The sequence below is a fragment of the Streptomyces cyanogenus genome, assembly GCF_017526105.1.
In the GTDB taxonomy this organism is placed as follows: Bacteria; Actinomycetota; Actinomycetes; order Streptomycetales; family Streptomycetaceae; genus Streptomyces; species Streptomyces cyanogenus.
Genome location: NZ_CP071839.1, coordinates 4265998 through 4290016, shown reverse-complemented (window position 1 = coordinate 4290016; position 24019 = coordinate 4265998). Strand labels below are relative to the sequence as shown.

Genomic DNA, 24019 nt, shown 5'->3' with positions numbered 1-24019 from the left:
CCTGAAGGACCACAGGGTCAGGGCATAGGCTCACCGCCATGCCACCGGCCAGGAAACGTGCCCGCACCTACGACCCCGCCAGGACCCGTGCCGCGGTCCTCGCCCAGTTCGCGAACGTCCGGGAGGCCGTCCGCGGGCTCGGTGCCGAGCAGCTCGCCCTGCCCACCCGGCTGGGCGGCTGGACCGTACGGGACCTGGTCGCGCACATCGGCATGGCGGCCACGGCCGTCCACCGGGCCCTGGAGCTGCCGGCCCCGCCGAAGCAGACCGTCACCGTGGCCGAGTGGCCGTTCTCCACCGCGCCGCGCGCCGCAGACATCGACGACTTCACGCGCGGCCTGACCGCCGGCCACCCGGACCTCGGTGCCTACCTCGCCGACGTCGACCACAGCCTGCGCGCCCTGCTGGACGAGCATCCCGGCAGCCGGCTGCTGGACACCAGCGCGGGCGCCCTGCCGCTGGCCGACTACCTCGTCACCCGCACCGTCGAGCTGGTGGTCCACACCGACGACCTCAACGCCGCCGTCCCGGGCCTGGACGTGCCGTACGACCGGCAGGCCCTGGCCGCCGCCACCCGGCTGCTCGCCGACGCCCTCGCCCTCAAGGCGCCCGGCGGCTCCACGGAGGTGCGTGTGCCGCCGTACGCCGTCGTGCAGTGCGTCGAGGGCCCCCGGCACACCCGCGGCACCCCGCCCAACGTCGTGGAGACCGACCCGCTGACCTGGATCAGACTGGCCACCGGCCGCCTGACCTGGCAGGACGCGCTGGCCGATGCGAAGGTCAGCGCGAGCGGGGAGCGGGCCGACATCGGGGGGCTGCTGCCGGTCATGGCCTAGCCCTTCCGGTGCCGCGCGGGAACCGGTCGCACCGGCCGCCCGTCGAATCCGTATGAACCGGTACAAGCAGCGCGTGACCCTGGCGGTGGCCGCCGTGCTTCTCCCGTTCACGGTGGCCTGTGGCAGCGAGAAGGGGGACAGTGGGGCGGTGGGCGTCCAGCAGCCGGTGACCGGGATCGACTGGCGGGTCGACGGCATCACCGTCGGCGGTACGACCCGGCCCGCGCCCGCCCCCGCCCGCCTGCGCATCGACGAGGACGGCAGGGCGGCCGGCAACCTGGGCTGCAACCACTTCAGCGCCCGGGCCACCGTGCACGGCGACCGGATCACCATCGGCGACCTGCGCACGACCCGGATGGCCTGCGGCGAGGAGCGGATGGCGTTCGAGCGCGCTCTCGCCCGCACCCTCACCACCGGCACGCTCACCGCCGAGCGCGACGCCGCGAAACTGACGCTCACCGACGGCGACGGCGACCGCGTCCACCTCAGCTGCAGCGCCTCCGAATGATGTGCGACACCTCACTCATGCATACGGCGAAGCGGCCCGCGAGCGGCCCGTACGGCGCGCCCCACACCCCCGCCGGCCACTGAAGAACGGCGCTGACCAGCGCAAACGCAGAAACCACCAAGTCGGTCGAGACCGGCCGTGCCGTTACCGGCGCGTATCGCCAATTCGGACCAGTGGTCGACCTCGCCTACACTCGGAGACGTGCCACGTGGTGACGGTCGACTCAATCACGATCTGCTTCCCGGCGAAAAGGGCCCCCAGGACGCTTGCGGCGTCTTCGGCGTCTGGGCTCCGGGTGAAGAGGTCGCAAAGCTCACGTACTTCGGGCTCTACGCCCTCCAGCACCGGGGTCAGGAATCCGCGGGAATCGCGGTCAGCAACGGCTCCCAGATCCTCGTCTTCAAGGACATGGGCCTGGTCTCCCAGGTCTTCGACGAGACCTCGCTCGGTTCGCTCCAGGGTCATATCGCGGTCGGACACGCCCGCTACTCGACCACCGGCGCCTCCGTGTGGGAGAACGCCCAGCCGACGTTCCGCGCCACCGCGCACGGCTCGATCGCGCTCGGTCACAACGGCAACCTGGTCAACACGGCGCAGCTCGCCGAGATGGTCGCCGACCTGCCGAACGACAACAACAGCCGCTCCACCCGGGTCGCGGCCACCAACGACACCGACCTGCTGACGGCCCTGCTGGCCGCCCAGGTCGACGAGGACGGCAAGCCGCTCACCATCGAGGAGGCCGCCCACCAGGTCCTCCCGAAGGTGCGGGGCGCCTTCTCGCTCGTCTTCATGGACGAGCACACCCTCTACACCGCCCGCGACCCGCAGGGCATCCGCCCGCTGGTCCTCGGCCGCCTGGAGCGCGGCTGGGTGGTCGCCTCCGAGTCCGCCGCCCTCGACATCGTGGGCGCCAGCTACGTCCGTGAGATAGAGCCGGGCGAGTTCGTCGCCATCGACGAGAACGGTCTGCGCAGCTCCCGATTCGCGGATGCGAAGCCCAAGGGCTGTGTCTTCGAGTACGTGTACCTGGCCCGCCCGGACACCGACATCGCCGGCCGGAACGTGTACCTGTCCCGGGTGGAGATGGGCCGCCGGCTGGCCAAGGAAGCCCCCGTGGAGGCCGACCTGGTCATAGCGACCCCGGAGTCCGGCACCCCGGCCGCCATCGGCTACGCGGAGGCCTCCGGCATCCCCTTCGGCGCCGGCCTGGTCAAGAACGCCTACGTGGGCCGTACGTTCATCCAGCCCTCGCAGACCATCCGCCAGCTGGGCATCCGCCTGAAGCTGAACCCGCTGAAGGAAGTCATCAAGGGCAAGCGCCTGGTCGTCGTCGACGACTCGATCGTGCGCGGCAACACCCAGCGGGCCCTGGTCCGCATGCTGCGCGAGGCCGGCGCCGCCGAGGTCCACATCCGGATCTCCTCCCCGCCCGTGAAGTGGCCCTGCTTCTTCGGCATCGACTTCGCCACGCGCGCGGAACTGATCGCCAACGGCATGAGCATCGAGGAGATCGGCACCAGCCTCGGCGCCGACTCGCTCGCCTACATCTCCATCGACGGCATGATCGACGCGACCACGATCGCCAAGCCGAACCTGTGCCGCGCCTGCTTCGACGGCGAGTACCCGATGGAGCTGCCGGACCCCGAGCTGCTCGGCAAGCAGCTCCTGGAGACCGAGCTGGCGGCCGGTCCCGCGGCCACGGCCGCCTCCGACGCGATCCGTCGCCCGTAACACCCCTGCAGTACGACACGAAAGCTCTCACAGTCATGTCTGAGACAACTGGTGCCAGCTACGCAGCGGCGGGCGTCGACATCGAGGCGGGCGACCGCGCCGTCGAGCTCATGAAGGAGTGGGTGAAGAAGACCCGGCGCCCCGAGGTCCTCGGCGGCCTCGGCGGCTTCGCCGGACTCTTCGACGCCTCCGCCCTCAAGCGCTACGAGCGCCCGCTGCTCGCCTCCGCCACGGACGGCGTCGGCACGAAGGTCGACGTCGCGCGCCGGATGGGCGTCTACGACACCATCGGCCACGACCTGGTCGCCATGGTCATGGACGACATCGTGGTGTGCGGCGCCGAGCCGCTGTTCATGACCGACTACATCTGCGTCGGCAAGGTGCACCCCGAGCGGGTCGCGGCCATCGTCAAGGGCATCGCGGAAGGCTGTGTGCTGGCCGGCTGCGCCCTGGTGGGTGGTGAGACGGCCGAACACCCGGGTCTGCTGGGCGAGGACGACTTCGACGTCGCCGGCGCCGGTACGGGCGTCGTGGAGGCCGACCGGCTGCTGGGCGCGGATCGCATCCGTACGGGTGACACCGTGATCGCCATGGCGTCCTCCGGGCTTCACTCGAACGGGTACTCCCTGGTCCGCCACGTCCTGCTGGACCGCGCCGGGCTGGCCCTGGAGACCGAGGTCGCGGAGCTGGGCCGGTCCCTCGGCGAGGAGCTGCTGGAGCCCACCAAGATCTACTCGCTGGACTGCCTGGCGCTGACCCGCACCGCCGAGGTGCACGCCTTCAGCCACGTCACCGGTGGTGGTCTCGCCGCCAACCTGGCCCGGGTGATCCCGGACGGGCTGCACGCCGTGGTCGACCGCTCCACCTGGACCCCGGGCGCGATCTTCGACCTGGTCGGGAAGACCGGGAACGTCGAGCGCCTGGAGCTGGAGAAGACCCTCAACATGGGCGTCGGCATGATCGCCATCGTCCCTGAGGAGTCGGCCGAGGTGGCCCTCGCGACCCTGGCCGACCGCGGGGTCGACGCCTGGGTCGCCGGAGAGATCACCGAGCGTGGCGAGAAGACGACCGGCGCGGAGCTGGTGGGAGACTACGCCGCCTGACCGTGCGGACAGCACAGAAGCCGGTCGGTGGCTGTGCCACCGACCGGTCTCGTGCTCAGTGCAAGGTCAAGCGCCTCGACGGTGCTGTGCGGGACCCTCGTCCTCGTCGTCGTCCTCATAGAGGTCGGCGTAGCGGGAGTACAGGTCGTCGTCGTCATGCTCATCGTCCTCGAAGCGGTCACCGTTCGGTGACTGGTTCGATGTCGATGCGCCCAGCTCCTCGGCCAGGCGTGAGAGGTCCGTCCCGCCGCTGTTGTACTTCAGCTGGCGGGCGACCTTCGTCTGCTTGGCCTTGGCCCGGCCGCGCCCCATGGCTCGACCCCCTCAACGACGGGGCTCGACGGCCCCAGAGTCTGACACGCGTTCATGATCCGGAACGGACTCTCCATGGAGAGGCCGGTCCGTAGGGCTTCCACGGTACCTGAGCCCGCGCCCATACGGTACGTCGCCCGCAGCACGCGCGTGTGCCCAGGACCTTCGAGGCGCCCTGTCCTCGCTGGTCAGTGGCGATTTTAACCACTTATCGGGGAACGACCCGCCGGGGGAAGTGAGAGTTCTCTCTAAGTTCCCGCCGACGGGTACCGCTCGTGTGTGCGACCGGGCTAGCGGGCGGCGCGGGCCGCCCGGGCGTCGGCCATCCGCTGCTCGGCGATCCGGTCCGCCGCCGCGGCCGGCGGAATCCCGTCTGCCTTCGCACGTGCGAATATGGCCAGCGTGGTGTCGAAGATCCTCGCCGCCTTCGCCTTGCACCGGTCGAAGTCGAACCCGTGCAGCTCGTCGGCCACCTGGATGACCCCGCCGGCGTTCACCACGTAGTCCGGCGCGTAGAGGATCCCGCGGTCGGCGAGGTCCTTCTCCACACCCGGGTGCGCCAGCTGGTTGTTGGCCGCACCGCAGACCACCTTGGCGGTGAGCACCGGGACGGAGTCGTCGTTCAGGGCGCCGCCGAGGGCGCACGGGGCGTAGATGTCCAGTCCCTCGACCCGGATCAGCTCCGCCGTGTCGGCGACGGCCGTCACCCCCGCGGGGTACGCGTCGAGGATCCGCCGGACGGCGTCCGCGCGCACGTCCGTGATCACGACCTCGGCGCCCTCGTCGCGCAGGTGCTTCACCAGGTGGTGGCCGACCTTGCCGACGCCGGCGATGCCGACCTTCCGGCCGCGCAGCGAGGGGTCGCCCCACAGGTGCTGGGCGGAGGCGCGCATGCCCTGGTAGACGCCGAAGGCGGTGAGCACCGAGGAGTCGCCGGCGCCGCCGTTCTCGGGGGAGCGGCCGGTGGTCCAGTGGCACTCGCGGGCCACGACGTCCATGTCGGCGACGTAGGTGCCGACGTCGCACGCGGTCACGTAGCGACCGCCGAGCGAGGCGACCATGCGGCCGTAGGCGAGGAGCAGCTCCTCGGTCTTGTCGCGCTCCGGGTCGCCGATGATCACGGCCTTCCCACCACCGTGGTCGAGTCCGGCCATGGCGTTCTTGTACGACATCCCGCGCGCGAGGTTGAGGGCGTCGGCGACGGCCTCGGCCTCGGTGGCGTAGGGGTAGAAGCGCGTGCCGCCGAGGGCGGGGCCCAGGGCGGTGGAGTGGATGGCGATCACGGCCTTGAGGCCGCTGGCCTGGTCCTGGCAGAGCACGACCTGCTCATGACCGCCCTGGTCCGAGTGGAACAGGGCGTGCAGGACATCAGCAGGCGCGCCGGTTACGTCGGTCACTGTGGTGACTCCTGTGTACATAGCGGCGAGTGGGGTCGGTCCCCGTACGGGTGGCGGGGAGCCGTGGCATGAGCGTAGAGCCTCGGCCACCTCACCATCCGCGCAGTGTTCAGGATCACTCTCCGAGGCCCTCTGTGCACGTATGACCGTGGCACGATTTGCAGGGGTTTCGAGCCGGGTCCGATGGGGAGGGAGCAGGCGTGCCGAAGGTGTCCTCCGTGGTCGTCCCCTATGCCGCGTACCTGCGCGTGTACGAGCCGCTGGGCGCCTTCCCGGAGCCGGAGCGCAGCCACTGGGCGCGCTACGCCCGGCGGCCCGACCGCCCCTCCTACCAGGACGAACTGCGCCGGTCCCTGGCGGACTTGCTGCCCATCCCGCCGGTCGCGGTGCCGGTGCACGAGAGCGGCGACGCCTTCGTGCTGGAGGTGGACGGGGTGGTCTGCGTGTGCCCCTGGCGGACCCGGCTGCGCGGCTGGCAGGCCCTGGACGAGCTGGCCGAGGAGCTGCCGCCGCCGGTGCTGGACGCGGTGCTGCCGCCGGTGGTGCGCCGCCAGGCCGCCCAGGACTACGAGCGCTGGCTCGCCCGCAACCCCGACGCCCGCCCGTGGATCCGGACGGCGACCTGGCAGGTGCCGCTGAACTGGTTCGTGCTGGTCTCGGACGAGGAGCGGCGGTACGACAAGGGGACCGCCGACGTGCCGCCGGTGCTGCGCTACCGCACGCCGATGGTGCAGGCCCGGCGCCGGGTGGCGCGGGGGCTGCGCACGCTGCGGGACACCGTCGAGGAGGGCCCGCTGGTCGACGGTCTCCTGGACGTCGGCCGCTGGCTGGAGGAGTTCCACCCGCGCTCGCTGGTGGAGCTGGACTACGGCGGCCTGGTGCATGTGCTGCCGCCGGGCGAGCTGGAGGGCGACCACTCGGCGGCGGACGTGGCGGCCGGCATCGAGGCGCTGCGCCTGGGCGACGGCATGGCCGCCGGGGAGGCGTACGGGCGGCTGGTGGAGCGGTGGCGGGCGGTGCGGGACCGGCGTTCCGCGAACTGAGTGACGTACGTCACGGTCAAATCGGCGCCGGACGAAGTACGTTCTACTCGCTTAGACCACCTGACGGGATGTTGATCCCGATCTGGACTTTTGTCCCAAGGGTGACGGATGGCACTTACCTGGCCCTTGCGCCTCTTGCCGTCCCTCGTGCCAAAATAGGACAAGGAGTCCGGGGAGGACTCCGTCCGTCCAACTATGCTCCAGCATGGGCGGATTCTCAGCATTGCACGCTTTGGGGGGTCTGGTGACTCCTGATCGTCCTGTGACTGATCGTCACAGTGGCGTGACTGTCCGCTATGGCATGGTCCATCGGCTTCCGTCGCTGATGAACACCTGGGAGGGCAATTCCATCGGTTTGGCCGACGCGGCTGGACAGATGGTGTAGTTGTAGTGCCGAGGACAAGCCGTTCGTCCTATAACCGACTCGACTCGCGTCCGCCATTTCGGGCAACGCGGGTCAAGGTGCAGAATTTAGAGGAAAGAACCGAGAAGGTTCGGTTCTCCCGAGGAGGCCGCTCATTACCGCTCGCACCCCTGATGCCGAGCCGCTGCTGACCCCGGCTGAGGTCGCCACCATGTTCCGCGTCGACCCCAAGACGGTCACGCGGTGGGCGAAGGCCGGCAAGCTCACGTCCATCCGTACGCTCGGCGGCCACCGCCGCTACCGCGAGGCTGAGGTCCGCGCCCTGCTGGCGGGCATCCCGCAGCAGCGCAGCGAGGCCTGAACAACTTCATAACCGGGCACAACGGTCGGTCCCCCAACCGGCCGAGGCGCCCGAAACGCTAGCTCCAAGCGACGCGGGACCTGCCCCAACAGGCCCCTCGCCCAAGCCGAAGAGAACGTCGTAGGCAGCGACACAGGGTGCGTCGTCGATCGCGCTGGACTCCGCCGGGTCCAGCGCGATCTTTTTTGTGCGCCTCCTTGTAGGAGTCTGGGGAGGCCTGTCGGAACGACTGTGGGCCGCCTCTGCGGGCGGTGCAATTGCACATATTAAATTGACCCTTTGTAGGGTGGGGTTAAGTGCCTCAGTTTCAAAAACTCATGCGGTGACTCCCGTCACACGCATGGACGCTTGTTGCTCGCTGCCGGCGTGCGTTAGAGGAGCGTCGGGCGGGGTGCGGGACCCAGGCTCCCACGTCCGTACGGCGGTTGACCCGGCTGGGAGGTCACGCGCCGCCGGGGGTCTCCTCCTCGGCGGTCTCCTGCTCGCCCTCCTGCCCGTGCGGGGCGGCGTCCATCGCCAGCCGCTGCAGGTGGCGGCAGATCGGACAGTGGCGCGTGAGATGCCGGTAGGACGAGGCGGCCGACAGGTGGGCCCTCAGGAGCGCCCGCGTCTCGTGCCTGACCGACGCCGTCATACGCCACCTCCAGGGGCCGCACAGGAGGACGGGCCCTGCTCCCTGGGTACCGAGGGAATGTGACCCCGTCAAGGCCGCACGCCGCCCCCGGACGCGGCCGAAGCCCCTTCGGGACCGGAACAGCAGAACGGCCCCCTCCCGGGATCCCTTTGCGATACGGCCCTGCCGGGACGCGCCGTGCTGGTTCGCGACGCCCGCGCGGGCGCGGCCTTCGGTTTGGGGGGCCGGTGGTGTTGGCAGGGCCGGGGTGTGCGTGAGGCCCGCGGTCCTTGTCGGATGCGGGCCTTGGTGTTGCGGTCCTGACGGGATTTGCTGTGTTTGTTTGCGGCTCCGCCGCGGCGCGGCCTGCGGTTGGGGAGGTGGGGGTATGCGTAAGGCCCGCGATCCTTGGGGGATGCGGGCCTTGCTGCTGCGGTCCTGACGGGATTTGAACCCGCGGCCTCCACCTTGACAGGGTGGCGAGCACTCCAAACTGCTCCACAGGACCAGGTTTCGCGGCGCTTGCTGGTGCGTTGCGCTGCGAGAAGGACTGTACAGGAGGGTGAGGGTCCTGGTCGAACTCACCCTCCGTGCGTGAGCGGTTACGGAACGGCCGCGTCGATCGCCTTCACGATCCGCTTGTCCGAGACCGGGTACGCCGTGCCCAGCGCGTGCGCGAAGTAGCTGACCCGCAGCTCCTCGATCATCCAGCGGATCTCCAGCACGGAGGACGGGACCGGCCGGCCCTTCGGGAGCTGTTCCAGGAGCCAGGCGTACTCGTCCTGCATCTCGTGGACCTTCTCCATGCGCGTCGTGTCCCGCTGGACGTTCGTCGGCATCTGCTGCAGGCGCCGGTCGGCGGCCACCAGGTAGCGCATCAGGTCGGGCAGGCGCCGTATGCCCGCCCACGTCACGAAACCGGGCTTCACGAGGGCGTCCAGCTGCTTGCGGACGTCCGTGAGGTTCGCGAGCAGCGCCGGGCTGCTCACGGCCTTCAGGCGGCGCTCACAGGCCTGCCAGGCGGCCAGCACCTGCTGCACCTGGGCGACCGTACGCACCGTCGTGTCCACGATCTCCGCGCGCACCTTGTCGTACAGCTTCCGGTACGACTCCTCGTCCCACGCCGGCCCCCCGAAGTCCGCGATCAGTTTGTCCGCCGCGGCCATCGCGCAGTCGTCGAAGAGGGCCTGGACCGAGCCGTGCGGGTTGGCGGAGAGCGCGAGCTTCTGAGCGTTCGTCAGCTTCTCGGACGCGAACTTCGCCGGGTTCACCGGGATGTTGCGCAGGATCAGCCGGCGGGTGCCCTGCCACATGGCCTCGGCCTGCTCCGCCTCGGTGTCGAAGAGGCGGACCGAGACGGTGTCGCCGTCGTCGACGAGGGCCGGGTACGCCTTGACCGGCTGGCCGGCCCGCCGGGTCTCGAAGACCCGGGTGAGGGTCCCGATCGTCCAGTCCGTCAGGCCCTTGCGTTCCAGGGACTCCCCGCCCTCGCGGGACGCGGTCGCCGCCGCGGCCTGGGACAGGGCCTTGCGCGCCTTCGGCTTCAGACGCAGCTTCAGCGCCTCCAGGTCCTTGTCCTCGGCCAGCTTCCGGCGCCGCTCGTCGACGATCCGGAACGTGATCTTCAGGTGGTCGGGGACCTTCGCCCAGTCGAAGTCCTCCGCCTCGAACGGGACACCGACCATCCGCTTCAGCTCGCGGGCCATCGTCACCGTCAGCGGCTCCTGGAGCGGGACGGCCTTCTCCAGGAACGCCTTGGCGTAGTTGGGCGCCGGGACGTAGTTGCGGCGGATCGGCTTCGGCAGCGAGCGGATCAGCTCCGTCACCACCTCCTCCCGCAGGCCCGGGATCTGCCAGTCGAAGCCCTCGTCCGTGACCTGGTTGAGGACCTGGAGCGGGATGTGGACCGTCACGCCGTCGGCGTCCGCGCCGGGCTCGAACTGGTACGTCACCCGGAACGTGAGCTGCCCCTGCCGCCAGCTGTCGGGGTAGTCGGCCTTGGTGACCGCCTCCGCCGACTCCCGGATGAGCATCTCCCGCTCGAAGTCCAGGAAGTCCGGCTGCTCGTGGCGCTTGTGCTTCCACCAGGAGTCGAAGTGGGCGCCGGAGACGACGTGCTCGGGCACCCGCTGGTCGTAGAAGTCGAAGAGCGTGTCGTCGTCGACCACGATGTCCCGGCGCCGGGCGCGGTGCTCCAGCTCCTCGACCTCGCTCAGCAGTCTGCGGTTGTCGGCGAAGAACTTGTGGTGCGTGCGCCAGTCGCCCTCCACCAGCGCGTTGCGGATGAACAGCTCGCGGGAGACCTCGGGGTCGATCCGGCCGTAGTTCACCTTGCGCTGGGCGACGATCGGGACGCCGTACAGCGTGACCTTCTCGTACGCCATCACGGCCGCCTGGTCCTTCTCCCAGTGCGGTTCGCTGTACGTCCGCTTGAGCAGGTGGCCGGCGAGCGGCTCGATCCACTCCGGCTCGATCCTGGCGTTGACCCGGGCCCAGAGCCGGCTCGTCTCGACCAGCTCGGCCGACATCACGAACTTCGGCTGCTTCCTGAACAGCGCCGAGCCCGGGAAGATCGCGAACTTGGCGTTCCGGGCGCCCAGGTACTCGTTCTTGTTGCCGTCCTTCACGTCCTTCATCCCGATGTGGGAGAGGAGGCCGGCGAGGAGGGAGACGTGGATCCGGTCGGCGGGCGCGTCGTCCTCGTTCAGATGGATGCCCATCTGCTTGGCGACCGTGCGCAGCTGGGTGTAGATGTCCTGCCATTCGCGAATGCGCAGGAAGTTCAGGTACTCCTGCTTGCACATCCGGCGGAAGGACGACGAGCCCCGCTCCTTCTGCTGTTCGCGGATGTACCGCCACAGGTTGAGGTAGGCGAGGAAGTCGCTGGTCTCGTCCTTGAAGCGGGCGTGCTGCTGGTCGGCCTGGGCCTGCTTGTCGGCGGGGCGTTCGCGCGGGTCCTGGATGGACAGCGCGGCGGCGATGACCATGACCTCGCGGACGCAGCCGTTCTTGTCGGCCTCCAGGACCATGCGGGCCAGCCGCGGGTCGACCGGCAGCTGGGCCAGCTTGCGGCCGGTGTCCGTCAGCCGCTTGCGCGGGTCCTTCTGGTCGGGGTCGAGCGCGCCCAGCTCCTGGAGCAGCTGCACGCCGTCGCGGATGTTGCGGTGGTCCGGCGGGTCGATGAAGGGGAACTTCGCGATGTCGCCGAGGCCGGCCGCGGTCATCTGGAGGATGACGGAGGCCAGGTTCGTCCGCAGGATCTCCGCGTCCGTGAACTCCGGGCGGGCGAGGAAGTCCTCCTCGGAGTACAGCCGGATGCAGATGCCGTCGCTCGTACGGCCGCAGCGGCCCTTGCGCTGGTTGGCGCTGGCCTGGGAGATCGCCTCGATCGGCAGCCGCTGGACCTTGGTGCGGTGGCTGTAGCGGCTGATCCGGGCGAAGCCGGGGTCGATGACGTACTTGATGCCCGGGACGGTCAGGGAGGTCTCGGCGACGTTCGTCGCCAGAACGATCCTGCGCCCGGTGTGCGGCTGGAAGACCCGGTGCTGCTCGGCGTGGGAGAGCCGGGCGTACAGCGGCAGGATCTCGGTGAACCGGTACTTCTTCTTCTCCAGCGCGTCCGCGGTGTCCCGGATCTCCCGCTCCCCGGAGAGGAAGACCAGGATGTCGCCCGGGCCCTCGGACTGGAGTTCCTCGACGGCGTCGCAGATCGCGGTGATCTGGTCGCGGTCGGCGTCGTCCGAGTCCTCCTCCAGCAGGGGGCGGTAGCGGACCTCCACCGGGTACGTCCGCCCGCTCACCTCGATGATCGGGGCGTCGCCGAAGTGCCGGGAGAAGCGCTCGGGGTCGATGGTCGCCGAGGTGATGACGACCTTCAGGTCCGGGCGCTTGGGCAGCAGCTGGGCGAGGTAGCCCAGCAGGAAGTCGATGTTCAGGGACCGCTCGTGGGCCTCGTCGATGATGATCGTGTCGTAGGCGCGCAGCTCGCGGTCGGTCTGGATCTCGGCGAGCAGGATGCCGTCCGTCATCAGCTTGATGAAGGTGGCGTCCGGGTTCACCTGGTCGGTGAAGCGGACCTTCCAGCCGACGGACTCGCCGAGGGGCGTCCTCAGCTCCTCCGCGACCCGCTCGGCGACGGTCCGGGCGGCGATTCGGCGGGGCTGGGTGTGCCCGATCATGCCGCGCACGCCCCGGCCCAGCTCCAGGCAGATCTTCGGGATCTGGGTGGTCTTGCCGGAACCGGTCTCACCGGCCACGATCACGACCTGGTGATCGCGGATCGCCTCCGCGATCACGTCCTTCTTCTGGCTGACCGGCAGCTGCTCGGGATAGGTGACGGCCGGCACGCGGGAGCGGCGCTCGGTCATCCGGGCCGCGGCCCTGTCGATCTCGCCGTCGATCTCGGCGAGGACGGCGGCACGGGCCTCCGGCTTACGGATCTTGCGCGCGCCCTCCAGCCGCCGCCCGAGCCGGTGCGCGTCGCGCAGCGACAGCTCGGTCAGGCGGGGGGCGAGGGTGCCGAGGGCGGGGGCGGGATGCGTAGACATACGCGATCCAGGATCTCACCTCGGCGGAAAATCACGCGAACGATTTCAAGTGGGGCGGTATGTCATGGTGTGGCCTGGCATGGGCGGCATGCCGGATTCCCCTCGCGGTCAGCACGGCCACCCTGGGTCCCCCGCGGCGCGCTCCGGGCCGCCGGCTAGGGGGCGCGCTGGGCGGGCGGGGCCGGCTGGGCGGGCTCGGGGTGCCTGCGGGCCGGACCGTCTCCCAGCGCGATCGACCTCGCCGTGTTGGAGACCGCCTTGATGCCCAGGTAGGCGGTGGTCGTGCTGCTGACGGCGGTGAACGCCGCGGTGAGGATGCCGACGATGACCGCCTTGTCCCCGTCGAGCCGCCACACACCGATGACCGCCACCGCGGCGATCGCCAGGTTGCTGGTGACGACCGCGAGCAGCCCGTACCGGGCCCGGTCCTTCTCCAGCGCGGTGTCCCGGCCGGCTCCGGCCTCGTACTGGCTCATGTCTCCCCCGTCCCCGCGCACCACGCGCGGCCCGCCTGAACGTAGCGCCGGCCGGGCGTGGTGCCAAGGCGTCACCGCACGTCGACGTAGTCCTCCGCGCCATCGCCCACGAAGTGCCTGCTGTCGGGGTACAGGAAGACGGGCACCCAGGTGCCGTCCTGCCTGGCCGTGAAGCCCTTGCTGAAGGATCCGGTGCTCTTCGTGGTGACCGTGGCCATCAGGTACCAGCTCGTCGCGCCCTTGGGCCGGAAGAGGATCTGCACCTTCTTGTAGCCGTACGCCCTCCAGGTGCCGGAGCCGACCGGTCGCTCCTGGAGCACGCCCTTGACGGTGATGGTCCTGCCCTTGGTCACCGGCTCCGGGGAGGCGTTGGCGTCCTTGATCCGGGTGAGCGCGCGGTTGCGGCGCAGGCTGTTGCTGGTGCTGCCCTTGATGTCCTTGGTGGTGGAGCCGGCGTAGCGCAGGCGCCAGTAGCCGTCCGTGTAGCCGGGCACCTTGTCGGCGACGAACTGGGAGCCGAAGGTGGTCTTCACGGTCCTCTTCGTGCTCCAGCCGGTCCTGCCGTCCGGCGAGTACTGGATGTCCACGCTGGCCTGGTCGTTGACGTCACGGCCGATCAGGTCGAGCGTGCCGGTGACCTTCAGCTGCGCGTACTTGTCCAGCGACGCGGTGAATCCGGTGAACTTCGTCGTCGCCGTGACCGCCGCGGTGACATCCGCCGTGCTGTGCTGCGCGAACGGGGTGTACGACGTGAAGGCGATCTCGTAGACGCTCTTGGCTCCGTACGGCGTCCGCGCGAAGGAGAAGCGGCCGTTCGCGTCGGTCGTGGCGCCGACCGGGCTGCAGGTGCTGCACTCCTTGTAGTCCATCTCCAGCGGGATGCCGGACAGCGGCTTCCAGTCGGCACCGCTCTGGTACTGGAGTGTGCCGGTCACGGTGATCTTCTGGCCGGCGGTGACGTGGAAACTGCTCTGGTCCAGGACCATCCGGGTCGGCGCGGCCTTCGGCCAGACCTGGATCGCAGTGGCGGCGGCGAAGCCCAGGCCCCCGTTGTAGTCGGCGGAGACCCAGCCGGCCTGCCTCAGCTGGTGCGGGACGGCGAAGTGCCCGGCCTCGTCCGTGACGGCGGTCGTCTCATAGCCGCCCCCGTCGAACGAGAGGTTCACGGTGGCCCCGGGCAGCGGCTCGGTCTCCCGGGTGCTGGGGTCGCGGACGGCCATGTCACCGGCGGCCGTGACCGTCTGGTGCTCGATGTCCGGCTCGCTGGGCGTGACGGCGAAGCTGCTGAAGACGGGCTGCTTCTGGTAGTGCAGCGTGCCCGCGTTCGGCTCGACGGTGGTCTCGCCGGAGCCGTCGGTGGCCTCGACGTCGACCGTGTAGTCGCCGAGGGCGTCCAGGTGGATCGGCTGGGACGCCCACACGGCGTCCCACGAGCTGGACTCGTACCGCTTGGTGAAGTCCGTGATCGTGGCCACCGGCGCGTCGGTCGCGCTGCTGCCGGCCGGGCGGAGCCTCGCGACGAGCTTGCTGACCTCGCCGCTGTAGTTGAGGCGTACGTCGAGGACCGACCAGTCGGCCTGGTCGCTGTAGGCGTCCCGGACGGTCGGGCCCGCGGCGTGGGCGGTGCCGGGGAGGGTGAGCGTGGCGACCAGGACGGCGCCGGCCGTCACCAACCCTCTGGAAATCTGTCTCAAGTACCCCCCTCAGGGTCCCTGTACGACGAAACCCCCTCCACGGAAGCGGGAGCGGGTTCTCGCCAAATGTGGCCTGATCGTACTGGTCACCGTTGCGGACTAGTCGAGGAGGGCGACGATGTCCCGCGGCGACCAGTGGTCCGTGGCGCCGGGGCAGGCCGCGACGTAGGAGGCGACCGCGTCCAGGTCCCATGCGCCGGCGGAGAGCAGGCCCGCGGCCAGGAAACGGATGTAGGCGGCGGAGGGAGGGACCCACTGCACGTCGTTGATGCCCCACGGCGCCGTGAAGGTGAGGACCGGCATGCCGTCCACCTGGCCGGCGCAGACCAGGGTCTCGTAGCGGCCCTCGCCCAGCACGGCACGGCCCTCGCTGAGCACGTCGGCCAGGTCCAGGTCCGCACCCGGCGCGCGGTACATCTCCTGAGCGGCGATGTCGGCGAACTGCCCGGTGGTCACCAGGTGGGCCCTGGCCAGCACCCGCCCGCTGACCTCCGGGTCGTAGAAGGCGCGCCCGCCTCCCCACACGGGTGACCGGGTGGCGAAGTACATCGCACCGGTCAGTTCCACGGGGATCGACCGGGCCGGCATGGCGGGGTTGCGGCATCCCGGGTACTCCACGGCCCCGCCGGGCGGCCGCCCGCCCCTGAGGTAGGCGGCGAGCCGGTCCAGGTGCACGTTGGAGCCGTAGGACGTGTACCAGACGCGCTCGGGACAGCGGTCGAGCGGCAGAGTCGGGTCGATGCTCGGTAAGGCCTTCACCTGGCGGCGCTCCGTCGGTGTCCCGGTGGCGTGGCTGTACGAAAGAGGCCCTCTCCACGATCGTGGAGAGGGCCTCTGCCCTGGTCAGGGTGGCTGTGGCTGGGGCCGGGGTCGAACCGGCGACCTTCCGCTTTTCAGGCCGTGTCCAGGAGAGGCGTGGGCTGATCATAGGGGGCGGCGGTGTCGGGCGCTAACCGTCGTTGTGCGCTGCTGTTGGCGTACGGGTTGGCGTACGCCAGATCCATAGTGAAGCGGCCGGCCGGGCACTACGGGGCGTCAGGAGCAGCCGCGGGATGTTCGAATGCAGTGGCGAATCTGCGTTCGCCAGGTTTCGCTACCCCTCCGAGCGTTCTAGCTGCAGATTTGTATTCGCCACCCCTCAAACGCCACCGATCGCCGTGATCATTCGCCAAGGAAATGTCGACAATTGGCGGAGCGGCGGATCTTGATCTCTTGTGGAACGCTGATGACTTGCGGTTATCTCGTGTAGTGGCAGCCAGGGGAGGCAACCTCCCTGCGCTTCGATCTTCCGCGTACGCAGAAGGCCTGGTCTGGGACGCAACCCAAACCAGGCCTGTGCGCGGGACAGGGTGAGCCCGGCCGAGTACTCGCCGGCCGGGCCCACTCGCCCAACCAGTCGTCCGGTTCACCCTCGGTGCGTCACCAGAAGTGCTGGACACACCCCGCGATGGCAGTGACCGCGCTCAGAGTCACAACCGCCAACTCCACCCAGTCCCGTTTGCGGCGTTGGCGGCGCTTCCTCTGCTTGGGTCGCACCATCCGTCGGCTCCTATCTGTTGTCGCTCTCGACCGGGTTAACGGCAACCAGGCCGGACCTCGCCCAAGACGAGCGAGGCGTCTAGGCACGACAGAGCCGATTCCCCCGCAACCTATCGCGCGTTCTGGCCTGAACGGGGGGCCAGCGACTAATCGCCACCGTTCGCCAGGAGCAGCCAGATGAAGAGCCACTTTGGGCTACTCGTGCGCGGAGGGACTGGCGTGCGTCGTCCGCAACCAGCGAAGCGGGTTTGCGCACGTCAGATGTCTTCTGTGGGCTTATGTGTCCCTCGTCCGGCGGTGCTTGCCGAGATCGGTGGCCCTCCCGAGATGGGGTACCAGACGTGTCTGTGCCAAGCTGGTATTCGGAAACCACCCTAGGGAAGTGAGGAGCTTGATGGCGGAGACCGCCAGGGAGATCGCCGACGAGCTGCGGGAACGCATTCGTTCTGGTGAGCTGCGTCCCGGTGCCCGACTCCCGGGTGAGCCGAAGCTGGTCAAGGACTACGGGGTGGCCAAGGAGACAGCCCGACGGGCCTTGACTCTGCTGGTGACCGAAGGGCTCGCCGTGCGCCGGAAGGGTAGCGGTACGTACGTCCGGGAGTTTCAGCCGATTCGGCGGGTGGCGAACGAGAGGCTTTCCCAGGAGCGATGGGGCGGAGGCCGGTCCATCTGGAGTGCCGACGTGGGGCAGCGCCCCATGAGCGTGACAGAGCTGCGTGTGTACGAGGCGCCTGCCCCGGACGACGTGGCTCAAATCCTCGAATTGGACGACGGTGCCGCCGTCATCATCCGCGATCGCCTCTTCGCTGTGGAGGGCGAGCCGGTGCAGGCTGCTGTCTCGTACCTCCCTGCTGACCTCGTGCGGGAGTCGGCGATTGCGCAGGAGGACACTGGTCCGGGCGGCACGTACGCCCGCCTCGCCGAGCTGGGGGCAAAGCCTGTCCGGTTCGTAGAGGAGCTGCGGGCCCGGATGCCCAGCCAGGACGAGTCCGAGCGTCTGCACCTGGCTGAGGGGACGCCAGTAGTCGAGATCTATCGCACCGCGCTCACGGAAGACGGCAAGCCGGTCGAGGTGAACAGGATGCTGCTGGACGCCGGCGTCTACGTCATGGAGTACCGCATCACAGGCTGACCAGCGCCACGACAGACCCGGAGGGCCCGCCATCGGTGGGCCCTTTTTCATGACCCGTTGACCTCCCTAGGGAGGTGTGCTAAATGTCCCTAGGGAGGTTCGCCGCCCGGGCGCTCCGAAAGGGGCTTGTCCGGCGTGCGCGGACCCCTCAGGGGCCCGGGACAGAGCGGGCCGAGGGCGCCGGGGTCCTTGTCATTCACCCGAGGGCTTAGACCGAAAGGTCACGTCTCCATACGCCTGAAACGGGAGCGCGCTCCCGAAGGAGACCTGTCCACGTCCGCTTCCTCCGAGGGGGCTCCGTGCGCAGCGAACGAAGTAGATGGGCGTCGTCGTGTGGGACCGACATGCGCGGCAACGCCACCTGAGTCCAACCCTCCCGCCTGGGGGGCGCCCTGGTCTGCCGGGCGCTGCCAGTCGTGCGCGGGCCATGCCGCAGCGTCGTCGGCGCTGCGGCCGGTTGCCTCCCTCGCCCGTCCGGGCCCCGCTGTCTGGGGCTGCCGTACGGGCGGGGCGTGGGGAGCCGGAATCGATCCGACTTCAACGGCGCGCGGCTCCGGTGCTGGAACACCGGAGCCGCTGTTCGGGCCGTTCACCCTGTGAGAGGAACCACGACCCATGAAGCCCATCGTTGCACTTCAGGCGGTTGTTACCGCCGACGACTCCGACCGTGAGCCGACGCCGGCCGAGCTGGACGCGGTGGCGGCGGAGATGCCGCTGGTCCTGGCGGAGGTCGAGTTGCTGGACGTCGAGATCAGTCTGCTGGACCGGCCGGCCACCGAGTGGGACATGCGTCGGTTGCGGCGGGCCCGGCGCAGGGTGCTCGCCGCCCGCCGCACGCTGACCAACCGGGCCACGGTCACCGCGCCGGGGGTGGCGTGATGGCGCGGGAGTTCACCGCGCAGATGTCCACGTACCGGGGCCGGTGGCGCCTGTACGTGGTGCTGCTGAACACCACCGAGCGGTGGCCCGAGTACGGCTTCGACCGTGCGCTGCCGGTGCCGACGTTCACCGAGCGGACGGACGCGCTTGGCGTGCTGGGGTTCGAGCCGGTACCGGGCGCAGCGTGGCAGTGGACGGAATCCAGTCAGGACCCCGACGACCCGGCGTCGCCGGTGGTGCTGATCGCCGCCGTCCGGGTGCGTTCACGGATGGAGGTGAGCGCGTGAACAGCGTTCAGATCCGTTCAGCGGAGCGAGCGTTGTCCGCGGGCACGTGGTTGATCGTGGCCGGCGCCATGCTCTACTCCATCCTCACCGTGACTCCGCTCGCCGCGGAGCACACCGCCCGTGAGTGGGCATGGACGGCCCCGATCCTTCCGCTGGTCGTGGACGCGGCCGTCGTCATCGTGGTGCGCCTGGACGCGGTGCTCGCCCGCCTGGGCGGGCGCGGGGGCCACTGGCCGGTGGTACTGCGCTGGATGACCGGCGCCATGACCCTGGCCCTGAACGTCGCCGACTCCGCCCTGAACAGGGACCCGGTCGGCGTCGCCGTTCACGCGGTCGCCCCGCTGCTGCTGATCGTCACCGCGGAAACCGGGCTGGCCTACCGACGTGCGATCACGCGGGCCGTGACCGAGCTGGAAGCCAAGCGGCAGGCGGAGCGGGACGCACGGGAGCGGGCCGCCGCCGACCGACGGGAAGCGGCCGAGCGGCGAGCCCGTGAGGAGCGTGAGCACGCGGCCATGTTGGCGCGTGAACAGCGTGAACACGAAGCTGCTTTGGCCCGTGAGGCTGCGGAGCGGGAGGAGCGGCGCTGGCGCGAGGAGCAGGAGCGGCGGGCCGCTGTGGAGGCGGCGGAGCGCGAGGAACGTGAACGCCGTGAACGCGAGCGTGAACAGCGTGAACGCGAACGTGAACGCGCCGAGCGAGAGGCCGCCGAACGGCGCGCGCGTGAGGCTGCGGAGCGGGCCGAGCGTGAACGCGCGGCACTGCTCTCTGCCGGCCCGGCCACCGAGAAGCAGCCTGAGGAACAGGCCCGGCTGACGGTGCGGGCCGCGTTCGACGCCGGTCTGCCGGTGCGGGCCGCGGCCGAGTTGTGCGGCTGGTCGGTCGGGTGGGTCTCCGCCCGCTACGCCGAGCACCGCGACCCCGGCACGGGCGGGGCTGATCTGGCGATCGCGAGCCGCTGATGGGCGCCCTCCCCGTCTACCCGTGGCGCCTGGCCCCGGACGGGCTGGCGACGCTGCGGCAGCTGCGCGCGCTCGGACTTCGGCCGGGCGGGCAGGACGTGGTCGCGCAGATCGAACGCCCCCGCCGCAGGGGGCGTCCGCCGCTGGTCGCCTACCTGTACCGCATCGACCAGGCCCGGCCGGTGCGCCCGATGACCCCCGCGAAGTGGGCCGCGCTGGAGCGGGCGAACACCGCCCGCCGCACCTGCCCGGCCTGCCGGCGGGACGCCGGATACGTCATCCCGGCCGCGCTCGGCATGTGCACCCCGTGCGCCTACCCGGACGACCAGGCCGCCGCGGCCTGAGCAACACAGCACACCCCAACCTAACCCCCTCCCACGAGGAGATTTGCTGTGTCCAGCCGTACCCGTGCCCGCGGCATCAAGGCCGCGGGCGTCCACACTGTCCACATCCCCCGCCAGCGCGGGCGCCGCGCCGCGCAGCCGTTCGTGATCGTCGTCCCCGAGCGGCCGTCCCTGACCTGGGAGGCCGCCGGATGGGTGGGCCGCATGCTGTGGCGCCACCGCGGCGCCCTCGCCCCGACCGGCCTGGCCGCGTTCGCCCTGGCCGCGGCCGGTGTGCTGCACGCCGTGGCGCCGTGGGCCGGTCTGGTCCTCGCCTCCCTCGCCGCCGGCCCGGCCGTGTGGGTGCCGCTTATGCAGCGCCGCCGCCCCGGAACCGGAACGGTCCTGGCCTGGCGCATCGGCCTGGCCCTGCTCGCGACCCTGGCGGCCGGCTGGTGCGCCGCCGCGACCGGGTTCGGCCCGTTCACCGGCCCGCTCGGCGTGCTGTGGCTGCTGATCTGGGCCACCGCGCAGACCGTCTGGCTCATCGTCCGCCGCACCCACTGACCGGAGAAGGAGTCGACCGATGGCATCCACCAACAGCAACAGCCGCGGCGGCAGCAACGCCAACGGGACGAAGTCGAACAAGTTCGCCAACGTCGGGGCCGCGGCCGGCGGTTTCGTCGGCGGACTGGGCAGCTCGTTCGCGCCCCCGGTGAACGTCACCATCAACCGGACCACCAACAACCACCGCGGCAGCGGTACCGGCGGGACCCGAGCGCACGCCGAAGCGCTGCTCCCGGCGCCGGAGTTCACCTCGCCGGCTCAGGTGCGGCAGTACTGCAACGCCCTACGGGCCGCCGCGGTGACCTTGTCCATCGAGGTGGCCATGGGCGCCGAGATCATGAAGGGCGTACTCGCGGCCGTGCCGGACCCCGAGGGCAGGGCGTTCGGCTCGCGGATCCGGGCGCAGAAGGTGGCCCGCAAGATGCAGCGCTCCGCGGACGCCCTGCGGGACGCGGCGAAGAACGCCGCCGCCTGCTACTCCGCGTTCCAGCAGGAGTTCGAAGAGGAGATCAACCGCGTCCGCCACCGCGCCCGCCGTCCGCAGCAGCCGGTCATGAACTGGGCTCAGCAGTAAGGAGGTACGACCATGGCACGCAAGTGGACTGACCAGGACGGCCGTACCTACCCGCTCACCATCCCCACCACCGACCCGGGTACGGGCGGCACGGTCCGGGCGTACCTGCTGCACCGGGCCAAGCCCCACCTTCCGCCGTGGCTCGCTGTCGGCGCCACCGGCGTGGTCGGCGCGCTCGGCAACTGGCGGTGGGGCGACAGCGCCGCGGCCGGCGTCGGGCTCACCCTCGCCTCCGTCACCCTGACCGGGGTGACGTGGTGGGCGGGGAAGTCGACCACCCAGCAGCGCCGTCTGCACTCGGCTATCACCGTGGCGGCGGCATCGGCGTGGGTCACCGCGGCCTGCCTCGCCGGCCCCACCACCGGCCCCCTGGACGACCTGTTCCTGATGGGCGGGCCCGTCGTGGCACTGTCCTGGAACGTCCGCATGGTCCTGCGCCACAACGACACCGACCCGCAGGGCGGCGGCGACAAGGGCCTGCTGGAAAAGGTCGGCCTGGCCCGTGCGCAGATCGGGCAGGCGAAGGTGCAGCCCAACCGGGTCACCGCACCTTTGGCGCTGGAGCCGGGCGAGCAGACCAACGACGACGTCTCCAAGGCCCTGGCCCGGATCGCGTCCGCGCTGGACCTGCCCGTCTCCGCCGTCCGCTACCACCCCTCGCCGGACTCCAGCCGTCGCGGGGAACTGGTCATCGTCCCCGAGGACATGCTCGCGGAGTTGGCGGAGTGGGAGGGTCCGTCGAATCTCGGGGGTTCGATCGCGGAGCCGCTGGTCATCGGCCGGTACGACGACGGCTCTCTCCTCGTGATCTGGCTCCCCGGCGACCCGGAAGCCAAGCGCAACAGCACCCACGTCCTGATCGCGGGCGGCACCGGATCCGGCAAGGGCGAAACCGCCCTGAACCTGATGACGGAGATCCTCTCCCGCAGGGACGTGCTGCTGTGGGTGTCCGACCCGAAGGCATTCCAGGACTTCGCGCCCCTGCGGCCCGGCATGGACTGGTCCGCGGAAGGCGGGGCAGATACCGAGGTCATGGTCGAGGCGGTCAAAGCCGTCATCCCCGCCCGCACCCGCTGGCTCGGCGCCCACGGCTACCGACAGTGGATCCCCGCCGCCGCCGACACCCAGAACGACCCCGCCCACTCCTGCCAGGCCGGCCGAGCATGCGGCTGCACGGGCATGCCGTTCCTGGTGGCCTGGTTCGAGGAAGCGGCCAACACCCTGCGCAACCTCGGTGACGACGCGTTCACCGGGATCGCGCAGGAAGCCCGCTCCGCCGGCGTCTCCCTCATCGTGTCCCTGCAGCGCCCCTCCTACGACCAGATGTCCACCAGCACCCGGGCCTCTCTGCCGTCCGTGATCGCGCTCGGCTGCGACCCCCGCGACGAGGGATTCTCACTGCCGGAGGCGGTCATCGACGCCGGCGCCCACCCCGGGGCGTGGGGCAACCGGCGCCCCGGCTACTGCTACGTCGTTTCCCCGGGCATCTCGGAGGACCGCTACCCGTCCCCGGGCCGCACCTTCGCCTTCCCCGCCCGCGCCGTCCCGCTCATGGAGCAGCTCGCAGCGTGGGCGCTGCGGCAGGGCGCGACCGCCGACCCGGTCACGGCAGGGGCGGTGACCGCGGTCGCCGGCCGCGCCTACACCGGCCGCGCCCCCGCCTCCACCCCGGCCACGGACGGTCCGCGGCTGACCGCCGTGCAGGGAGACGACATGAACGACGGACAGGGGTACGGGCTGTTGGTCGACCCGGAGGACGCCGGCATCGACCCCGAGGTCGAGTTGCCCGGCGATCAGGAAGGCGACGACGCACCGATCTTCGGGCAGGAGACCGGCCGCAAGCCCTCCCCCAAGGAGGCCCGGGAACTGTTCGCGCTCGCCCTAGAGGAGTTCGAGCGGGCCGGACAGATGGTCGTGGGCCCCAAGGACTTCATGGACTGGTGCGACCGCAACAACCTCGGCCGCTCCTGGGTGTCCAAGCGCCTCAAGGACGCCGCGCTGGAGGGCCGGCTGGAGCCGACGAACACCACCGGCCGGTGGCGCATCGTCCCCGCCCTCGCCGCTGCCTGACACCCGTCACACGTGACGGGCCCGTCACACCCAAACCCCTAGGCGGGAGCGGGTGTGACGCGCCATCACAGCAGCCCGTCACACCCGCCTGACACCCGCCCACGGCCCCCCGCGTCACACCCCGACGCGATGGGCCGCGGCTCACCCGGAGGGACACTCCGTGAACCGTCCCGACCACCCCGCCCGCCCGTTCCCGATGACCGACGAGGAAGCCGCCGACGAGGCCCGCCGGATCATCGCCGACGCCTACCGACCCCTCCCCGAAATGCCCACCTCCTACCGCGACACCAGCCCCGTGCCCCGGTACGGGACCGCGCTCCCGGTTCCTCAGCCGGGCATCCCGCCGATGTCGCAGAAGGCGACCGACGCCAGCAGGCTCATGCTCACCGGCGGACTCGCCATCGTGCCCCCCGGTCTGATCGCGATCGGCCTGCTGATCGCCTCCCGCCACGCGGACCCCACCGTCATCGCCCTGCTGCTCGGAGCCCCGGCCGTACCCATCCTCGCCCTGGCCCGGCTGCTGCGACGGAGCAAGGAAGCCATGCCCGACGTGCACCACCACCACTACGACGGGCCGGTCTACCAGGACCAGCGCAACGTCCACACCACGACCTGGGGCGTGTGGGCCAAGACCAACAACCACCAGTAGCAACGCCAAGGGCGGCCCCCGCATCTCGCCAAAGAACCGGGGCCGCCCTTGT

The 24019-nt window shown here is 70.4% G+C and carries 22 protein-coding genes and 1 tRNA gene; 15 read left to right on the top strand and 8 right to left on the bottom strand.

The features are described 5' to 3' along the window. Window positions 1-38: 38 nt before the first annotated feature. The 4 genes from S1361_RS19290 to purM all read left to right on the top strand — a co-directional run bounded on the left by S1361_RS19290 (window position 39) and on the right by purM (window position 4178). Window positions 39-836, top strand: a complete 798-nt coding sequence (locus S1361_RS19290; protein WP_208033073.1) for a maleylpyruvate isomerase family mycothiol-dependent enzyme — start codon at window positions 39-41, stop codon at window positions 834-836. 52 nt (window positions 837-888) lie between these two features. Continuing rightward, the gene (locus S1361_RS19285) at window positions 889-1344 is read left to right on the top strand and encodes an META domain-containing protein (RefSeq protein ID WP_208033072.1); all 456 of its coding nucleotides are present in this window, start codon (window positions 889-891) and stop codon (window positions 1342-1344) included. 201 nt (window positions 1345-1545) lie between these two features. After that, a complete protein-coding gene (purF, locus tag S1361_RS19280; RefSeq protein ID WP_208033071.1) occupies window positions 1546-3075 on the top strand; it encodes an amidophosphoribosyltransferase in 1530 nt (509 codons plus the stop codon). Between the two features lie 35 nt (window positions 3076-3110). After that, window positions 3111-4178, top strand: a complete 1068-nt coding sequence (gene purM, locus S1361_RS19275) for a phosphoribosylformylglycinamidine cyclo-ligase (protein WP_208033070.1) — start codon at window positions 3111-3113, stop codon at window positions 4176-4178. Window positions 4179-4244: 66 nt separating this feature from the next. On the opposite strand, the gene S1361_RS19270 is transcribed toward purM, so the two are convergent. Beyond that, complete coding sequence (locus S1361_RS19270; RefSeq protein WP_030348846.1) at window positions 4245-4490, bottom strand: DUF3073 domain-containing protein; 246 nt, start codon at window positions 4488-4490, stop codon at window positions 4245-4247. A 290-nt stretch (window positions 4491-4780) separates the two neighbouring features. Further along, on the bottom strand, window positions 4781-5887 hold the full coding sequence (locus S1361_RS19265) for a Leu/Phe/Val dehydrogenase (RefSeq protein ID WP_208033069.1): 1107 nt from the start codon (window positions 5885-5887) through the stop codon (window positions 4781-4783). A 200-nt stretch (window positions 5888-6087) separates the two neighbouring features. Here S1361_RS19265 and S1361_RS19260 point away from each other — a divergent pair, with 200 nt between their 5' ends. Continuing rightward, window positions 6088-6930 (top strand): DUF8083 family protein, encoded by an 843-nt coding sequence (locus S1361_RS19260; RefSeq protein ID WP_208033068.1) that lies wholly within the window; start codon window positions 6088-6090, stop codon window positions 6928-6930. A gap of 518 nt (window positions 6931-7448) precedes the next feature. Further along, on the top strand, window positions 7449-7655 hold the full coding sequence (bldC, locus tag S1361_RS19255; RefSeq protein ID WP_003949541.1) for a developmental transcriptional regulator BldC: 207 nt from the start codon (window positions 7449-7451) through the stop codon (window positions 7653-7655). A 442-nt stretch (window positions 7656-8097) separates the two neighbouring features. Here bldC and S1361_RS19250 read toward each other — a convergent pair whose 3' ends face one another. From S1361_RS19250 to S1361_RS19225, 6 genes are all read right to left on the bottom strand, one after another. Then, window positions 8098-8289, bottom strand: a complete 192-nt coding sequence (locus S1361_RS19250; protein ID WP_208033067.1) for a DUF6274 family protein — start codon at window positions 8287-8289, stop codon at window positions 8098-8100. A gap of 412 nt (window positions 8290-8701) precedes the next feature. After that, a tRNA-Asp gene (locus tag S1361_RS19245) sits at window positions 8702-8776 on the bottom strand. A gap of 94 nt (window positions 8777-8870) precedes the next feature. Beyond that, on the bottom strand, window positions 8871-12815 hold the full coding sequence (hrpA, locus tag S1361_RS19240) for an ATP-dependent RNA helicase HrpA (protein ID WP_208033066.1): 3945 nt from the start codon (window positions 12813-12815) through the stop codon (window positions 8871-8873). Window positions 12816-12970: 155 nt separating this feature from the next. After that, window positions 12971-13291 carry a hypothetical protein gene (locus tag S1361_RS19235; protein ID WP_208033065.1) on the bottom strand — a complete coding sequence of 107 codons (321 nt, stop codon included), beginning with the start codon at window positions 13289-13291 and terminating at the stop codon, window positions 12971-12973. A gap of 71 nt (window positions 13292-13362) precedes the next feature. After that, complete coding sequence (locus S1361_RS19230; protein ID WP_243769222.1) at window positions 13363-14985, bottom strand: carboxypeptidase-like regulatory domain-containing protein; 1623 nt, start codon at window positions 14983-14985, stop codon at window positions 13363-13365. A gap of 99 nt (window positions 14986-15084) precedes the next feature. Continuing rightward, a complete protein-coding gene (locus S1361_RS19225; protein ID WP_208033064.1) occupies window positions 15085-15744 on the bottom strand; it encodes a histone deacetylase in 660 nt (219 codons plus the stop codon). Window positions 15745-16918: 1174 nt separating this feature from the next. On the opposite strand from S1361_RS19225, the gene S1361_RS19220 reads away from it, so the two are divergent. The 9 genes from S1361_RS19220 (at window position 16919) to S1361_RS19180 (ending at window position 23967) form a co-directional block, all read left to right on the top strand. After that, window positions 16919-17656, top strand: coding sequence for a GntR family transcriptional regulator (locus S1361_RS19220; protein ID WP_208033063.1), 738 nt, complete (start codon window positions 16919-16921; stop codon window positions 17654-17656). Window positions 17657-18271: 615 nt separating this feature from the next. Continuing rightward, entirely contained in the window at window positions 18272-18535 is a 264-nt protein-coding gene (locus S1361_RS19215; RefSeq protein ID WP_208033062.1) for a DUF6284 family protein, read from the top strand. Beyond that, window positions 18535-18822: a DUF6303 family protein gene (locus S1361_RS19210; protein ID WP_208033061.1), complete on the top strand. Its 288-nt coding sequence runs from the start codon at window positions 18535-18537 to the stop codon at window positions 18820-18822. Before S1361_RS19215 ends, S1361_RS19210 begins: the two co-directional genes overlap by 1 nt. Further along, a complete protein-coding gene (locus tag S1361_RS19205; protein WP_208033060.1) occupies window positions 18819-19784 on the top strand; it encodes a DUF2637 domain-containing protein in 966 nt (321 codons plus the stop codon). Before S1361_RS19210 ends, S1361_RS19205 begins: the two co-directional genes overlap by 4 nt. Beyond that, window positions 19784-20128: an RRQRL motif-containing zinc-binding protein gene (locus S1361_RS19200; RefSeq protein WP_208033059.1), complete on the top strand. Its 345-nt coding sequence runs from the start codon at window positions 19784-19786 to the stop codon at window positions 20126-20128. The genes S1361_RS19205 and S1361_RS19200 overlap by 1 nt, the downstream gene beginning before the upstream one ends. Window positions 20129-20176: 48 nt before the next feature. Then, window positions 20177-20674 carry a hypothetical protein gene (locus tag S1361_RS19195; RefSeq protein ID WP_208033058.1) on the top strand — a complete coding sequence of 166 codons (498 nt, stop codon included), beginning with the start codon at window positions 20177-20179 and terminating at the stop codon, window positions 20672-20674. Between the two features lie 19 nt (window positions 20675-20693). Continuing rightward, window positions 20694-21248 (top strand): plasmid transfer protein TraA, encoded by a 555-nt coding sequence (gene traA, locus S1361_RS19190; protein ID WP_208033057.1) that lies wholly within the window; start codon window positions 20694-20696, stop codon window positions 21246-21248. 12 nt (window positions 21249-21260) lie between these two features. Further along, window positions 21261-23318 carry a plasmid transfer protein TraB gene (traB, locus tag S1361_RS19185; protein WP_208033056.1) on the top strand — a complete coding sequence of 686 codons (2058 nt, stop codon included), beginning with the start codon at window positions 21261-21263 and terminating at the stop codon, window positions 23316-23318. A gap of 160 nt (window positions 23319-23478) precedes the next feature. Continuing rightward, window positions 23479-23967, top strand: a complete 489-nt coding sequence (locus S1361_RS19180) for a hypothetical protein (RefSeq protein ID WP_425086861.1) — start codon at window positions 23479-23481, stop codon at window positions 23965-23967. Window positions 23968-24019: the final 52 nt, after the last annotated feature.

Excerpts from the sequence above, each read along its gene's own strand:
- S1361_RS19285 (WP_208033072.1), top strand. The coding sequence starts at position 889 with ATGAACCGGTACAAGCAGCGCGTGACCCTGGCGGTGGCCGCCGTGCTT.
- S1361_RS19220 (WP_208033063.1), top strand. The coding sequence starts at position 16,919 with ATGGCGGAGACCGCCAGGGAGATCGCCGACGAGCTGCGGGAACGCATT.
- S1361_RS19210 (WP_208033061.1), top strand. The coding sequence starts at position 18,535 with ATGGCGCGGGAGTTCACCGCGCAGATGTCCACGTACCGGGGCCGGTGG.
- S1361_RS19290 (WP_208033073.1), top strand. The coding sequence starts at position 39 with ATGCCACCGGCCAGGAAACGTGCCCGCACCTACGACCCCGCCAGGACC.
- traA (WP_208033057.1), top strand. The coding sequence starts at position 20,694 with ATGGCATCCACCAACAGCAACAGCCGCGGCGGCAGCAACGCCAACGGG.
- S1361_RS19215 (WP_208033062.1), top strand. The coding sequence starts at position 18,272 with ATGAAGCCCATCGTTGCACTTCAGGCGGTTGTTACCGCCGACGACTCC.
- S1361_RS19250 (WP_208033067.1), bottom strand. The coding sequence starts at position 8,289 with ATGACGGCGTCGGTCAGGCACGAGACGCGGGCGCTCCTGAGGGCCCAC.
- traB (WP_208033056.1), top strand. The coding sequence starts at position 21,261 with ATGGCACGCAAGTGGACTGACCAGGACGGCCGTACCTACCCGCTCACC.
- purM (WP_208033070.1), top strand. The coding sequence starts at position 3,111 with ATGTCTGAGACAACTGGTGCCAGCTACGCAGCGGCGGGCGTCGACATC.
- S1361_RS19235 (WP_208033065.1), bottom strand. The coding sequence starts at position 13,291 with ATGAGCCAGTACGAGGCCGGAGCCGGCCGGGACACCGCGCTGGAGAAG.
- S1361_RS19270 (WP_030348846.1), bottom strand. The coding sequence starts at position 4,490 with ATGGGGCGCGGCCGGGCCAAGGCCAAGCAGACGAAGGTCGCCCGCCAG.
- S1361_RS19200 (WP_208033059.1), top strand. The coding sequence starts at position 19,784 with ATGGGCGCCCTCCCCGTCTACCCGTGGCGCCTGGCCCCGGACGGGCTG.
- hrpA (WP_208033066.1), bottom strand. The coding sequence starts at position 12,815 with ATGTCTACGCATCCCGCCCCCGCCCTCGGCACCCTCGCCCCCCGCCTG.